This window comes from Kitasatospora saccharophila, from assembly GCF_039529925.1.
GTDB classification, from domain to species: Bacteria; Actinomycetota; Actinomycetes; order Streptomycetales; family Streptomycetaceae; genus Kitasatospora; species Kitasatospora saccharophila.
On the sequence record NZ_BAAANS010000043.1, the window covers coordinates 66,078 to 79,308 of the forward strand.

At 76.7% G+C, this 13,231-nt stretch carries 15 protein-coding genes; 5 read left to right on the forward strand and 10 right to left on the reverse strand.

What is annotated here, in order from left to right; all coding sequences use genetic code 11:
* Nucleotides 1–3 precede the first annotated feature (3 nt).
* From ABD345_RS27740 to ABD345_RS27760, 5 genes are all read right to left on the reverse strand, one after another.
* The gene (locus ABD345_RS27740; protein WP_344555804.1) at nt 4–1,245 is read right to left on the reverse strand and encodes an ATP-binding protein; all 1,242 of its coding nucleotides are present in this window, start codon (nt 1,243–1,245) and stop codon (nt 4–6) included.
* Nucleotides 1,242–1,973, reverse strand: coding sequence for a two-component system response regulator CseB (cseB, locus tag ABD345_RS27745; RefSeq protein WP_344555806.1), 732 nt, complete (start codon nt 1,971–1,973; stop codon nt 1,242–1,244). Before cseB ends, ABD345_RS27740 begins: the two co-directional genes overlap by 4 nt.
* A complete protein-coding gene (locus ABD345_RS27750; RefSeq protein ID WP_344555808.1) occupies nt 1,970–2,779 on the reverse strand; it encodes a hypothetical protein in 810 nt (269 codons plus the stop codon). Before ABD345_RS27750 ends, cseB begins: the two co-directional genes overlap by 4 nt.
* A gap of 119 nt (nt 2,780–2,898) precedes the next feature.
* On the reverse strand, nt 2,899–3,501 hold the full coding sequence (locus tag ABD345_RS27755; protein ID WP_344555810.1) for a sortase domain-containing protein: 603 nt from the start codon (nt 3,499–3,501) through the stop codon (nt 2,899–2,901).
* A 43-nt stretch (nt 3,502–3,544) separates the two neighbouring features.
* A complete protein-coding gene (locus ABD345_RS27760; RefSeq protein WP_344555811.1) occupies nt 3,545–3,922 on the reverse strand; it encodes a hypothetical protein in 378 nt (125 codons plus the stop codon).
* A gap of 424 nt (nt 3,923–4,346) precedes the next feature.
* On the opposite strand from ABD345_RS27760, the gene ABD345_RS27765 reads away from it, so the two are divergent.
* A complete protein-coding gene (locus ABD345_RS27765; protein WP_344555812.1) occupies nt 4,347–4,832 on the forward strand; it encodes a hypothetical protein in 486 nt (161 codons plus the stop codon).
* Here ABD345_RS27765 and ABD345_RS27770 read toward each other — a convergent pair.
* Both ABD345_RS27770 and ABD345_RS27775 read right to left on the reverse strand, forming a co-directional pair.
* Nucleotides 4,801–5,037, reverse strand: coding sequence for a DUF2277 domain-containing protein (locus ABD345_RS27770; protein WP_344555814.1), 237 nt, complete (start codon nt 5,035–5,037; stop codon nt 4,801–4,803). The two genes, ABD345_RS27765 and ABD345_RS27770, sit on opposite strands and share 32 nt — an antisense overlap.
* Before the next feature lie 35 nt (nt 5,038–5,072).
* Nucleotides 5,073–6,059: an Lrp/AsnC family transcriptional regulator gene (locus ABD345_RS27775; RefSeq protein WP_344555816.1), complete on the reverse strand. Its 987-nt coding sequence runs from the start codon at nt 6,057–6,059 to the stop codon at nt 5,073–5,075.
* Between the two features lie 95 nt (nt 6,060–6,154).
* Between ABD345_RS27775 and ABD345_RS27780 the strand changes: the two genes are divergently transcribed.
* A complete protein-coding gene (locus ABD345_RS27780; protein ID WP_344555818.1) occupies nt 6,155–6,940 on the forward strand; it encodes an inositol monophosphatase family protein in 786 nt (261 codons plus the stop codon).
* A 45-nt stretch (nt 6,941–6,985) separates the two neighbouring features.
* Nucleotides 6,986–7,783, forward strand: coding sequence for a DUF1963 domain-containing protein (locus tag ABD345_RS27785; RefSeq protein WP_344555820.1), 798 nt, complete (start codon nt 6,986–6,988; stop codon nt 7,781–7,783).
* A 7-nt stretch (nt 7,784–7,790) separates the two neighbouring features.
* Here the strand turns inward: ABD345_RS27785 and ABD345_RS27790 are convergent, their stop codons facing one another.
* Complete coding sequence (locus ABD345_RS27790; protein WP_344555822.1) at nt 7,791–8,450, reverse strand: 4'-phosphopantetheinyl transferase family protein; 660 nt, start codon at nt 8,448–8,450, stop codon at nt 7,791–7,793.
* 174 nt (nt 8,451–8,624) lie between these two features.
* Here ABD345_RS27790 and ABD345_RS27795 point away from each other — a divergent pair, with 174 nt between their 5' ends.
* Nucleotides 8,625–10,043, forward strand: a complete 1,419-nt coding sequence (locus ABD345_RS27795) for a choice-of-anchor A family protein (protein ID WP_344555824.1) — start codon at nt 8,625–8,627, stop codon at nt 10,041–10,043.
* Between the two features lie 67 nt (nt 10,044–10,110).
* On the opposite strand, the gene kynU is transcribed toward ABD345_RS27795, so the two are convergent.
* A complete protein-coding gene (gene kynU, locus ABD345_RS27800) occupies nt 10,111–11,340 on the reverse strand; it encodes a kynureninase (protein WP_344555826.1) in 1,230 nt (409 codons plus the stop codon).
* Between the two features lie 127 nt (nt 11,341–11,467).
* On the reverse strand, nt 11,468–12,295 hold the full coding sequence (locus ABD345_RS27805; protein WP_344555828.1) for a tryptophan 2,3-dioxygenase: 828 nt from the start codon (nt 12,293–12,295) through the stop codon (nt 11,468–11,470).
* A 165-nt stretch (nt 12,296–12,460) separates the two neighbouring features.
* Here ABD345_RS27805 and ABD345_RS27810 point away from each other — a divergent pair, with 165 nt between their 5' ends.
* Nucleotides 12,461–12,892 (forward strand): Lrp/AsnC family transcriptional regulator, encoded by a 432-nt coding sequence (locus ABD345_RS27810; RefSeq protein WP_344555831.1) that lies wholly within the window; start codon nt 12,461–12,463, stop codon nt 12,890–12,892.
* The last annotated feature ends 339 nt before the right edge of the window (nt 12,893–13,231 follow it).

The following is a 13,231-nucleotide window of genomic DNA, read 5'->3' on the forward strand; positions in this document are numbered from 1 at the left end:
GGCTCAGGCCCCCGGGTCCGCCCGGGGGCCGGGCAGGACCAGCCGGGCCAGCGCGCCGCCGTCCGGATGGTCGGACAGCCGCAGCTCGGCGCCGATCGCCCGGGCGTGCCCCTGCGCGATGGTCAGGCCCAGGCCGTGGCCGCCGCCGCGCTCCCGGGCGCCGGTGCGGAACCGGCGCGGCCCCTCGCGCAGGACCTCCTCGGGGAAGCCCGGCCCGTGGTCGCGCACGGTCACGGTGCTCCCCTCGACCGTCACCACGACCGGCGGCCGGCCGTGCCGCTGGGCGTTGGCCAGCAGGTTGGCGAGCACCCGGTCCAACCGGCGCGGATCGGTGCTGACCACCGCGTCGGCGACGACCCGCAGCTCGGCCCCGCCCCCGCCGACCGCCGTACCGCCGGCCGCCAGGAGCCGGGCCAGCAGCGGCCCGAGCGGCAGGTCCGCCAGCTCCGGGGCGTCGGCCCCGGAGTCCAGCCGGGACACCTCCAGCAGGTCCTCCGTCAGGTCGCGCAGCGCCCGCACCCGGTCGCGGACCAGCTCGGTCGGCCGGCCGGGCGGCAGCAGCTCGGACGCGGTCAGCAGACCGGTCAGCGGCGTGCGCAGCTCGTGCGCCACGTCCGCGGTGAAGCGCTGCTCGCCCACCAGCCGGCTGCGCAGCGCCGCCGACATCGAGTCGACCGCGGCGGCCAGTTCGGCCACCTCGTCGCGGGCCCGGCCGAGCGGCCCGATCCGGGCGTCCAGGTCGCCCCGGGCGATGGTGCGGGCGGTCCGGGCCGCGGTCCGCAGCCGGCTGCTGATCCGGTCGGCGGCCAGTACCCCGGCGAGCACCGTGACCAGCACCGACAGGGCGGCGCCGACCGCCACCGCGCGGTCCAGCTCGGCGATCGCCCGGGCGTCCTCGGCGTAGTCGATCCGCACCGACAGCACCCGTCCGTCCGTGCCGGCCGCCGCCCACATCGCGGGGCCGGCCGGGCCCGGGCCGAGCGCCGAACCCTGCCGGCCCCGCAGGGCCAACTGCCGCAGCTCCGGCGGCAGTTCCGGGTCGCCTTCGGCGGCGTGCCAGCCCGCGACCAGCTCCCCGGTCCCGTCGTACCCGGTCAGCACCGCGTCCAGGGCGGTCAGCGCGGACTTGCGGGCCTGGTCGGTGTGCTGGCGCACCGAAGCCTGGTGGACCAACAGCCCCACCGCGAGCGCGACCAGGCAGGAGACCAGCGCGATCACGGCGGCGATCTGGCGGCGCAGCGTCACGGCGTCCGCCGCAGCTTGTAGCCGAAGCCCCGGACGGTCTCGATCCGGGCGGCGCCGATCTTCGCCCGCAGCCGCTGGACGTGCACGTCCACCACCCGGCTGTCGGCGCCCCAGGAGTAGTCCCAGACCCGCTCCAGCAGGGTCTGGCGCTCCAGCACCACGCCCGGCGAGGCGGTGAACTCCAGCAGCAGCCGCAGCTCGGTCGGGGTCAGCGGCACCGGGCGGCCGGCCACCCTGACCTCCATGGCGTCGGTGTCCACCTCCAGGCCGTCGATCACCCGGACCGCGGGCCCCGGACCCGGCACCGCGGCCGGGGCGGCGGCGGTCGCGGCGGCGGCCGGTCCGAAGCCGGTGCGCCGCAGCACGGTGCGGATCCGGGCGACCAGCACGGCGATCTCGAACGGCTTGACCACGTAGTCGTCGGCGCCCGCCTCCAGGCCGGAGACCACGTCGACCGGCTCGGTGCGGGCCGACATCATCAGGATCGGCAGCTGGCTCTCCTCGCGGATCCGCCGGCACAGCCCGACCCCGTCGAGCAGCGGCAGCATCACGTCGAGCAGCAGCAGGTCCGGCGGCGCGGCGCGGAACCGCTCCAGGCCCTCCAGGCCGTCCCCCGCGGTCTCCACCGGGAAGCCGTAGCGCTCCAGGGCGAGTTGGGTGGTCTCGCGGATCACCTCGTCGTCCTCGACCAGCAGGATCCGCGGGGTGCCGGGCACGGGGGCGCTCACCGGTCCTCCCGGGTGGCGGGGCTGACGGAGGCGCTCGGGGCGAGCGTCGGGACGGCACTCGGCACGGGCGCCGGCTCGGGCGCGGCGGACGGCGTACGGGTCGGCGCCAGCAGGACCACCGACCCGCAGGGGTCCGCGGCCGGGCAGTCCGAGCTGTCCGCGTCCGGCCCGGTGACCGCGACCCGCCGGTCGACGAGCACCGGCAGCTCGCCGTTCCAGCGGTAGGTGCGGCTGGTCTCGACGGACGGGCCGAAGCTCTCGCGCACGATCAGGTCCGTTCCGACGGTCTCGGCGGCGAAGTCCGGCTGCACCGCCACGGCCAGCACCGGCAGCACCTCGCGGCCGCGCAGGGCGTAGACGTGCAGCACCGGCCGCGGGGCGTCCGGGCCGGTGCCGGAGAGCACGGCGGTCAGCAGTTCGGGGCTGCCGTCCCCGTCGAGGTCCCGGTACTGGGCGGGGCGGACCTCGCAGCCCGGGCACCCGCCCGCCAGGCCCCGGCGCTCGTCCCCGGTGAGGGCGGAGTCCGCCGCGAGCACCGTGCGAGCGTCGACCCCGGTGAGCGTGTCGAGCGCCAGCCCGGGCAGCGGGGCCGGCCGCTCCAGTTCGACCGGCGCGGGCGGCGGCGCCGCGGGCGCCGACCCGGCGGTCGGCCACAGCGGCTGCGCGCTCGGGTGCGAGCGGACCGGCCGGGCCGCCCCGGCGTCCTCCAGCCCGCCGGGGGACCGGCAGCCGGTGACCGCGAGGACGATCGGCAGGCCGAGCAGGGCGCACCTGACCAGGGCGGTGCGGAGGGGCCGGATCCTCACGTCGGACGGTGCCTTTCGGTCGGCGGGCGGGGTGCGGCCAGTCTGCACCACCGGCGGCGGCCGCCCGCCGCCCCGGGGGGCGGCGGGCGGCCGGTCGGTCGTCGGTCCGGCCGGCGCGCTCACGGCAGCGGGTCGGCGAAGACGACGATGTTGTCGGAGTAGTGGCCGTCACCGCCGAGCGTGCCGCCGCAGGTGACCAGCCGCAGCTGCGGGCCCGCGGCCGCGCCGTACACCAGCTCGGTCGGGAACGCGTCCTTGGCGTACTGGTGCAGCTCGCGCACCAGGTAGGCGCGGGTGCCGCCGTCCTGCTGCCGGACCTCGATCCGGTCGCCCGGCCGCAGCCCCGGCACCCCGTGGAACACCGCCGGGCCCCTGCGGGTGTCGTAGTGCCCGAGCAGTACGGTCGGCCCGTCCCCGGCGCGGAACCAGCCGACCTGCCCCGGCCGGTCGAGCGGCGGCACCTCCACGGTGCCGTCCGGATTGAGCCCGACCCCCAGCACCGGCGCGTCCACCCCGATCCGGGGAACCACCACCCGCACCGGCGGGGAGAACACCGGAGCCGCGACGGACGACGGAACCCCAGGCGCCGGAGACCCCGGGGACGGGGCCACCGGGGACGGGACGCCGGCGGGCGCCGCCGCGACGACCCGCACCGGCGCGGGCGCGGAACCGCGGGAGGCCGCCACCGTCACCCCGCCGGCCAGCAGCAGCCCGACCGCCAAGGCCGGCGCCCACCAGCGGCGCCGGCCACGGCGGCCCTCCGGGCTAGGCCCGGGAGTCGGCACGGCGCCGGAGGACGAGCAGCCCGATCCCGGCCGCACCGGCCGCGGCGAGCCCGACCCCGACCACCAGCCCGGTCACCGAACCGCCGTCGACCGCCGCCTCACCGGTCTGCGCACCACCCCTGGGCAGGCCGCCGTTCTTCGGGTCGGCCGCCGGCGCCGGCGCCAACGACGGCGTGGCAGCGCCCGGGACGGGCGACGCAACGGCCGAGACGCTCGCGGACGGGGCGGCGGTCGGGGACGCGGACGGGGCGGCGGTGTCCGCGAACGCGACGGCGCCCGGCAGCACGAACGCACCGACGGCGAGAGCCGGAACCAGCGCGAGCCGCGCCACCCGGCGGACGGAAGCGGTACCTGACATCGGGATCCTCCGATCGTTCGTCGCCCGCGACCGGGACGGCCCCGGGTCGACGACGCCCACGCTAGGAAGCCCGCCGCACGACCGGCCGCCGACCGGGTAACGGCCACCGCCCGGCTCTGTAACAGTCCGCGGGAGGGCTGTCGGACAGGCGAAGGGGGACACATCAGGGGCCCGGGGAACGGCGGGTCGATGCTGCTGACGGTGCACTGCCGGAGCGGGCACCTGCTTCTGGTTCTGTTACTACACGCAGCAGCACGGACACTTCGATGGGCTCCGGCCGTCAGCAGCACGGACTCGCCGTTCCCCGAGCCCCTGAGTGCGCGCTCTGCCGAGCCCCTGACAGGGCTCTGCCCGGGCCCCCGGATAAGCGCTGCTAGCGTGGCGGGCGTCGAGGTTCCGTTGTGGTGGAAGGGTCGCGCCGGCGATGGCCAAGTTCCTGCTGAGTCTGCACCTGCTGGTCGTGGCGCTGTGCATCGGTCCGGTCGCGGTGGCGGTGAGCATGTTCCCGCGCAAGGCGAAGGCCGCCCTCGCGGCGGGCCCGGAGCAGCCGGCCGCGCAGGTCTCGGTGCGGCTGCTGCACCGGATCAGCAACGTGTACGCGCTGATCGGCCTGGGCATCCCGCTGCTGGGCATCGGCACCGCGCAGGCGATGGGCGTGCTGGGCAACGCCTGGCTGATCACCTCGATCGTGCTGACGGCCGTCGCGGCGGGCGTGCTGCTGCTGGTGGTGCTGCCCGGTCAGCAGGCGACCGTCGACGCGCTGGACGCGACCGAGGACAAGGACGCCGAAACGGCGCGCGCCACCGGCAAGTTGAAGGCGCTGCCGATGACGGCGGGCGTGTTCAACCTGCTGTGGGCGGTCGTCCTGGTGCTGATGGTCATCCGGCCGGGGTCGACGAACGGGGCGTGACCCCGCGCACCTCGACCGCGGCGAGCAGTTGGGCGGTGGCGGCGGCGACCGCGGCCACCGCCGCGTCGAACGCCTCGCGGTTGTGGGCGGCGGGCACCCGGAACCCGGAGATTTTGCGGACGTACTGCAGCGCCGCCGCGTGCACGTCCTCGGGGGTGGCGTCGGGCGTCATCGGCGGGCGGAGCGTCTTGATGCTTCGGCACATGCCTCCAGTCTGCCGCGCCGCACCGACAGTCCGGCTCAGCCCGGGAGTTGGCGCAGCCGGGTCCCGGCCCGTTTGACGGCGCGGGCCACCACCGCGGTCTCCACCCGGCGGACCCCCAGCGGGCCCAGCACCTCGGTCTGGAACCGGTAGAGGGCCGGGTGGTCGGGGCAGAACACGGCGGCCATCAGGTTGGTCGGCCCGCTGGTGGCCAGCACCCCGTGCACCTGCGGGTGCCGGGCCAGCGCCTCGCCGGCCGCGGCGAGCCGTCCGGGTTCGACGTCCAGCCACAGGTTGGCGTCCACGGCGGCGCCGAGCAGCCGCGGGTCCACGCTGACGTGGGTGCGCAGCAGTCCCCCTGCGGCGAGCCGGTGCAGCCGGCGGCGGACGGTCGACTCGGGCACCGCCAGGGCGGCGGCCAGCGCGGCGTGCGAGCGGCGGGCGTCGGCCCCCAGCGCGTCCAGCAGCCGGTGGTCGAGCGGGTCGAGGGCGGGCGGCGGGTCGGCCGGGGCGGGCGGCGGCGGGGCGAGCGCGGCCTCCTGGGCGGCCGTCAGCGCGCCGCAGCGCCAGGCGGAGGCGTCCGCGAACAGGTGCAGCACGGCGTGCGCGGTGGACTCCAGCACCGCGTCGGTGGCCGGCAGCAGGCCGTGCAGCAGCCGGTCGCGGGCGGCGGCGTCGCCCAGCACCACCGCCGACACCTCCTGCCCGCCGAGCATCACGTCGACGAACGGGACCTCCGCCCGGGCGGCCAGCGCCAGCGCGATCGCCTCCGTCCGCCCGCGCAGCACCCGGACCCGCAGCAGCAGCGCGCCGAGCGCGGCGGCCCGGGCGTCCGGCATCCGCACCACCCGGACGGCGCCGGTGCCCAGCAGCCGCGCCAGCCGCCGGGTCACCGTCCGCGCCGACACCCCCAGCGCCGCGGCGATCCGCCCCGGTTCGGCCCGCCCGTCCACCTGGAGGGCGTGCACCAGCCGCCGGTCGAGCGCGTCCAGCGCGGTGGCGGGATCCGTCGCCTCGGTGTCCATGCCGTCCGATCTCCGCCGCTCCGGGCCCGGGGACGTCCCGGACCGCCGCCCCGACGGTACTCCTGGTCGCACCACCGGAACGCAGGAGGAACACCGTGCTGGAGACCCTGGCCGCCGTCGAGCGGATCGTGCGCGAGGTCGGCCGCGAACTGGCCGGGCGGCAGGCCGCCGAACCGCTCGCCGCCGCCACCGCCGAGGAGGCGCGGGCCGCCTTCGAGGCGCTCGACCGGCCCGCCGCGCTGCTGCTCCGCGAACGGCTCACCGAGCTGCGCCCGCGGGCGGGTTGGCTGGACGACGAGTGGGCGCGCGAGGTGCCCGGGGCGGGCGAGTGGTGGCTGTGCGACGCCACCGACGGGGCGGTCCAGTACCTGAGCGCCCTGCCGCAGTGGGCCGTCACGGTGACCCTGCTGCGCGACGGCGCCCCCGCCCTGGCGGTGGTGCACGCTCCGCTCGCCGGTGCCACGTACGGCGCGGTGGCCGGCGGCGGCGCCCGGCTGAACGGCCGCCGCCGCGCGCCCCGCCCGCGCGCCCTGGCCACCGCGCTGCTCGCCACCGCCCAGCCGCCGCGGATCGCCCGCGACCCGGCGGCGCTGCGGGCCGCCGGGGCCTCGCTCACCGCCGTCCTGCCGCACGTCCCCGCGGTCCGCAACCTCGGGCCCGCCGCGCTGCAGGTGGCGCAGGTCGGCTCCGGGCACCTCACCGCGTTCTGGCAGTACGGCGCGGACCCGGCGAACCTGCTGCCCGGCGCGCTGCTGGCGGCCGAGGCGGGGGCCGTGGTGAGCGACGTGCGGGGCGCGCCGTGGACGCCCGCGGCGCCGTCCTTCCTGGCCGCCGCCCCCGGCGTGCACGCCGAACTCGTGGGCCTGCTGCGGCGGGTGTGACCGTCCCGGCCCGAACCGTCGGTGGGTGCTGGGAGGATGCGCGGCATGGAGTTTCGTGATGCGGAGGAGCTGCGGCGGGTCTGCGCCGAGCGGTTGGGGGAGGGGCCCGGGGCGCAGTTCGCGGAGCTGGCGCGGCGCGGGTTCCGGCTGGAGGCCGCCACGGCGGACGCGCCGCCGACCGGCCGGTGCCGGCTCGGCGGGGCGGCACTGCTCGAACCTGGCACGCCCTGGCCGGAGTTGGAGGGCGTGCCGCTGTCCCTGCACGCGGTCCTGGACACCGACGCGCTCGCGCCCTGGCTCGGCGCCGAACTGCCGCTCCGGCCGGGCCTGTTGAACTTCTTCTACCTCGATCCGGAGATCCCCTACGAGGAGTACCGCCGGCTCGACAGGTCCACCGCCCCGGACTTCCGGGTGCTCGCCGCCGATCCCGGGCGGGCGGTCGAGGTGCCCGCGCCCGCCCCGGCCCGGAGCTACCCGGCCCGGCCGGTCCGCGCGGTCGGGTCGGTGATGCTGCCGGACTGCTGGGACGTCGACGACGACGACTTCGCGTACGACCGGGACCGGCGCTGGGGCGCGACGGAGGTGGTCCTCGACCGGCTGGAGGACTTCGACGGGAACACCGCCGGGCGGCACTGCGCGTTCGGCTGGCCGGACACCTCGTACAGCACCGCGGTGACCCGCCGGGACGCCGACGGGCCCCTGGTCCACCTGCTCCAGCTCGCCGCCGACGAGGAACTCGGCTGGGCCTGGGGCGACGACGGGTCGATCTACTTCGGCATCCCGCCGGCCGCCTTCGCGGCGGGCGACTTCGCCCGGGCCGAGTGGGAGGGGCGCTGCGGCTGAACCGCCCTCACAGCTCCCGGAGTCGCACCGGCACCGTCGCGGCGGCGGTGAACACGGCGGCGGCGGTGGTGAGTTCGAGGTAGTGCAGGTCGCCGTCCCGGTGGGCGGCGGGCGGGTCGAGCGGGAGGTGCGAGAGGTCGAGCTCGCCGAGGGTGTCGAGGGTGGCGCGGCCGAGCTTGATCAGCGCCTCCTTGCGCACCCACAGCCGGAGGAAGGCGGCGGCGGGGTCGGGGTGGCCCTGGACCAGCGCGGCCTCGGCGGGGGCGAGGACGTGCTGGAGGGTGGCCGGGGCGCTGTCGCGCCGGCCGAGGTACTCGACGTCGACGCCGACCGGGACGGGGCCGGCCGCGGCGGCGATCACGCCGTGGGTGTGCGACAGGCTCAGGTGGGTGCCGGGGCGGTCGGTGAGGTACGGGCGGCCGTGGACGGTGCTGCCGCAGCCGGGGCACTGCTGGCCGAAGGCGATCGCGGCGGGCTCGGTGCCCAGGTGCGCGGCGGCGCAGTACCGGACCAGCAGGTGGGCCGCGAGGTAGTCGTCGCGGTCGCCGTCCCGCCGGAACCGCTGCAGGCGTTCGCGTTCGAACCCGGTGAGCCACCGCTCGTCGGCGTCCGGGCGGGCGAGCACCTCGGCGGTGGTGGCGAGCATGGCGAACGGGGGGTTCGGCACGGGTCTCCCTTCCCGGGGCCGGCGGGGGTCGCCGGCGGTTTCATCGACGCAGGATCAAAATAGTCCGTTCGAATGATTTTCCGGCGGGTCGGTGTCCCGCTGTTCGAGACGGCGGGAGCGCTTCCCCTTTGCTGACCGGGTCTGCTGTCTGCTGACCAACCGTCAACGAGAGGGGTGTCCGTGCGACACGGCGTCCGTGGCAAGAACCCGCTGCTCCGCCTCGCGGCGGTGTCGGCGCTCGTCGCCGCTCCACTGATCACACTGGCCGCGTCCGGCGAGGCCGCCCAGATGCTCCCGCCGCTGGGCCCCTGCACGGGATCCTGCCCGGACACCTGGCAGCCGCCGCACACCGGGCCGTTCGTCGGCGAGGACGCCACGCTCAACGTCTTCGTGGGCGGCGACTACCTGGTGCGGGAGAACGCGGCCGAGGCCGAGGGCAAGATCGCGATCCTCGGCAAGCTCGACATCGCGAAGGGCAACGGCGGCGCCTTCAACATGGGCGTGGTGGGCGTGGGATCGATGGTCACCCCGCCGAACGCCACGGACCACGTGACCGTGGGCAGTTCGGCCTTCATGGAGAACAACCCGGCCAAGGACAACCCGAGCAGGCTGTTCATCGGCGGCACGGACTTCTTCGTCAACCCGCCGACGGCCCGCTGGGGCAACCTGGTGTACGGCACCACCCTGACCGGCCTCTACGACATCACCCCGCAGGGCCAGGCGATCCAGAACCCGGCGGCGATCGACGAGTTCACGCCGCTGCGGCCGATCATCGAGCACCACTCCGCCTGCATGTGGGCCCAGGCGGCCACCGGCACGGTCGACCCGAGCGGTGACACGGTGGTCTTCACCGGCGACGGCACCAGCGCCCGGCAGGTGTTCAACTACGCCGGGAACATCGGTACTTCCGCACAGGCCGTGCAGCACATCCGGTTCGACAACATCCCGTCCGGCGCCACGGTCATCGTCAACATGACCGGCACCGACGTGTCGGTCTACACCGACAGCGGCTCCGGGAACGCCGACGACCCGCTGGCGACCCTGCGACCCAACCTGATGTGGAACTTCCCGCTCGCCACCCAGGTCACGGTCGGCGGCACGGCGCAGTGGCAGGGCTCGATCATGACCGGCCAGGAGGCGAGCAACACCACGCTCTCCAACCCGGGCACCAACGGCCGGGTGTACCTGGCGGGCAACCTGCTGCAGCAGGGCAGCGCCGGCACCGAGATCCACAACTACCCGTTCGACGGCGACCTGCCGGTCTGCGGCGAGAGCCCGTCGCCGTCCCCCTCGCCGTCGAACAGCGAGAGCCCCTCGCCGTCCCCGTCGCCGAGCCCCTCGCCGTCGAACAGCGAGAGCCCGAGCCCCAGCCCGAGCCCGTCGCCGAGCCAGAGCACCAGCCCCGTGCCGTCGCCGAGCCCGAGCACGCCGCACCCGCCCGCCCCGACCTGGACCCCGACCCGGCCGCCGCTGCCGGACACCGGCGGCGGTGACCTGGTCGCTCCCGCGGCGGGGGCCGCCGCGGTGCTGTTGGGCCTGGGCGGCGGCGTGATCGCGCTGGCCCGCCGCGCCCGCCGGGGCCGCCACGGCTGAGAGCGCCGGTGAGCGACGGACGGCCGGGGCCCGCGGGCCCCGGCCGTTCCCGTGCGCCGGCGGGCCGTCAGGTGACCTCGCCGCGGCGGGCGAAGCGCTCGGCGCGCCACTCGCCGCTCGCCAGCACCTCGCGCAGGGCGGTGGCCGCGTCGTGCACGTCGGTGCGGGAGAGGTAGAGCGGGGTGAAGCCGAAGCGCATCAGGTCGGGGGCGCGGAAGTCGCCGATCACGCCGCGGGCGATCAGCGCCTGGACCACCGCGTAGCCGTCCGGGTGCCGCAGCGCGACCTGGCTGCCGCGCCGGGCGTGCTCCCGAGGGGTGACCGGTTCGACCTCCAGGTCGGCGGTCGACGCCAGGAACAGGTCGGACAGTTCGAGGCTCTTGGCGCGCACGGCGGCCGGGTCGGCCAGCTCCCAGACCTCCAGCGCGGCCTCCAGCGCGGCCAGGCCGAGGATCGGCGGGGTGCCGGTGAGGAACCGGGTGACGCCCCCGGCGGGCCGGTAGCCGGGCTCGAAGTCGAACTGCCGGGCGTGCCCGAACCAGCCGGTCAACGGCTGTGCGGCGTCGGCCTGGTGGCGGGCGGCGGCGTACAGGAAGGCGGGCGCGCCCGGGCCGCCGTTGAGGTACTTGTAGCCGCAGCCGACGGCGAAGTCGACGCCCGCCGCGTCCAGTTCGATCGGCAGCGCGCCCGCGGTGTGGCACAGGTCCCAGACGGCCAGCGCCCCGGCGGCGTGGATCCGCTCGGTGACGGCCGCCATGTCCAGCAGTTCGCCGGTGCGGTAGTCGACGTGCGAGAGCAGCACCACGGCGGCCTCGGAGTCCAGCACGGCGTCCAACCGGGCGGCGGAGTCCAGCAGGACGGTCCGGCTGTTCGGGTGCAGGGCGCCCAGGCCCTCGGCGACGTACAGGTCGGTGGGGAAGGCGTGCCGCTCGACGAGCAGCGCCGGGCGGCCGGGGCGCAGCCGCAGGGCCGCGCCGAGCACCTTGAACAGGTTGACCGAGGTGGAGTCGCAGACCACCACCTGGCCGGGCGCGGCGCCCAGCAGGTGCGCGCCGAGCCGGTCGCCGAGCCGCCCGGGCTGGTGGAACCAGCCGGCCTCGTTCCAGGACCGGATCAACCCGGTGCCCCACTCGCCCGCCACCACCTTCGCCAGGTGGCCGGGGGTGCGGCGGGGCAGCGCGCCCAGTGAGTTGCCGTCGAGGTAGAGCACCCCGGCGGGCAGGTCGAACTCGGCGCGCAGGGCGTGCAGCGGGTCGGCGGCGTCGCGGGCCGCGCACTGCTCACGGGTGGGGGTCACGGCATCGCTCCCGGAGGGTTCGGAGATCGTCGCGGTTCGGCGGTCGGCGGTCGGCGGTCGGCGGTCGGGGCCGTGCGAGGGCCGGCCCGGTGGTCGGCGCGGTGGCCGACCCGGCGGCCGGCGCGGTTCAGAGGTCGTTGCGGACGGCCCACAGCTCGGGGAAGACGTCCTGGTCGGCGGACTGCTTGAGCCAGCTCAGGCCGCTGGAGCCGCCGGTGCCGGGCTTGCCGCCCATGGTGCGCTTGACCGCGGAGTAGTGCCGCTGGCGCCAGCGGGTGACCCGCTCGGCGGTGTCCAGCAGGGCCTCGCCGAGCCGGACCAGGTCGGCCAGCGCCGGATCGGTGTAGACGGCCCGCCAGGCGGCCTCCACGGCCGCGTCGTGGCGGTGCCGGGAGGTGACCGGCCGCCCGGGCACCGCCAGGCCGCGCCGGGCCAGCACGGCCAGCGCCTCGTCGTACAGGCCGGGGGTGCGCAGCGCGGCGAACAGCGCGTCGTACTCGGCAGGGGAGTCCCGGTACATCTCCAGCAGGCCCTCGCTGCGGTTGCCGAGCAGGAACTCCAGCAGCAGGAAGGCCGAGGACTGGAAGCCGGACGCCTCGCCGAGCGCCGGGCGGAAGGCGCTGAACTCGGCGGGCGTCATGGTGGCCAGCAGGTCCCAGGAGCCGATCAGCACGTCCTGGGTGTGCTGCCCGCGGCGCAGCGCGGCCAGTGCGGCGTCCAGGTCGTCGGCGCGCAGCGCGGCGCGGGCGGCGTCCCAGTCGCGGTGCAGCAGGTCGAAGAGCAGTTCCATCACCTGGGTGGTGACGATGAACGAGTACTCGGCGGGCTCCGCGCTGCGCGGCCGCTGGAGCGCGTGCAACTCGGCCAGGCGCACGTACCGGGCGTAGGGGGTGGACGCGCCGGGGTCCTGCTCGGGGCCGAACCGCAGGTGGGGACGGTGGGTCTGGCCGGTCATGGCCGGTACCTCCTCGGATCCGCCCGCCCGGGGTGCGGCGGGCGCCACCCATTGTGCGGCGCGGGGCGCTGCTCTTGAATGGGCGTCGTAGCCCGGATGGGGGCACCCGCCTTCCGTTCGCGAGGCGTTCGGCCCCGATCGCCTGACGAACGTGAAGGAGCCGCCGTGGACGCGGTGGACCGCCTGCTGCTGGCCGAACTCCAGGCCGACGCGCGGCTGTCGTACAACGAGCTGTCGCGCCGGGTGAACCTCTCCCCGCCGGCCGTCGCCGAACGGGTGCGCCGACTGGAGGCGGACGGGGTGATCACCGGCTACCACGCGCACCTGGCCCCGGCGAAGGCCGGGGCGGCGGTGATGGCCCTGGTCACGGTGGAGTGCTACGGGATGCGCTGCCTGCTGCGCGACCCGGAGGTGGCGCGCTGGCCGGAGGTGTTCCAACTGCACCGGGTGACCGGCGGGGCGTGCTGCGTGCTGCTGGTCGGGGTCCCGGACATGCCCGCCTTCGAGCGGCTGACGGACCGGCTCGGCGGCTACGGGCAGCCGACCAGCTCGATGATCCTGTCCAGCCCGGTGCCGTGGCGCCCGCTCAGCCCCTGAGCCGGGGCGGGCATCGAGGGCACGCGGCAGCGCGGTGGGCGGGGGGAGGTCGCCTGGCGGCGGGCCGGGGGTGGTGGGGGAGAGATCGCCTGGCAGCGGGCCGGGGAGGGTTCCGGGGGGTGGTCGTGGCGCCCGCTGAGTGCCTGGGCCGGGGCGGGCGTCGAGGGCACGGGGTAGGGCGGTGGGCGGGGGGAGGTCGCCTGGCGGCGGGCCGGGGAGGGGCCGGGGATGGTCGTGGCGGCCGCTGAGCTCCTGGGCCGGGGCGGGCATCGAGGGCGCGGGGTAGGGCGGTGGGCGGGGGGAGGTGGCCTGGCGGCGGGCTGGGGAGGGGCGGGGGGT

Coding starts and splice junctions, on each gene's coding strand:
- ABD345_RS27760 (WP_344555811.1), bottom strand. CDS start 3,922: ATGTCAGGTACCGCTTCCGTCCGCCGGGTGGCGCGGCTCGCGCTGGTT.
- ABD345_RS27765 (WP_344555812.1), top strand. CDS start 4,347: ATGGCCAAGTTCCTGCTGAGTCTGCACCTGCTGGTCGTGGCGCTGTGC.
- ABD345_RS27770 (WP_344555814.1), bottom strand. CDS start 5,037: ATGTGCCGAAGCATCAAGACGCTCCGCCCGCCGATGACGCCCGACGCC.
- ABD345_RS27775 (WP_344555816.1), bottom strand. CDS start 6,059: ATGGACACCGAGGCGACGGATCCCGCCACCGCGCTGGACGCGCTCGAC.
- ABD345_RS27785 (WP_344555820.1), top strand. CDS start 6,986: ATGGAGTTTCGTGATGCGGAGGAGCTGCGGCGGGTCTGCGCCGAGCGG.
- ABD345_RS27805 (WP_344555828.1), bottom strand. CDS start 12,295: ATGACCGGCCAGACCCACCGTCCCCACCTGCGGTTCGGCCCCGAGCAG.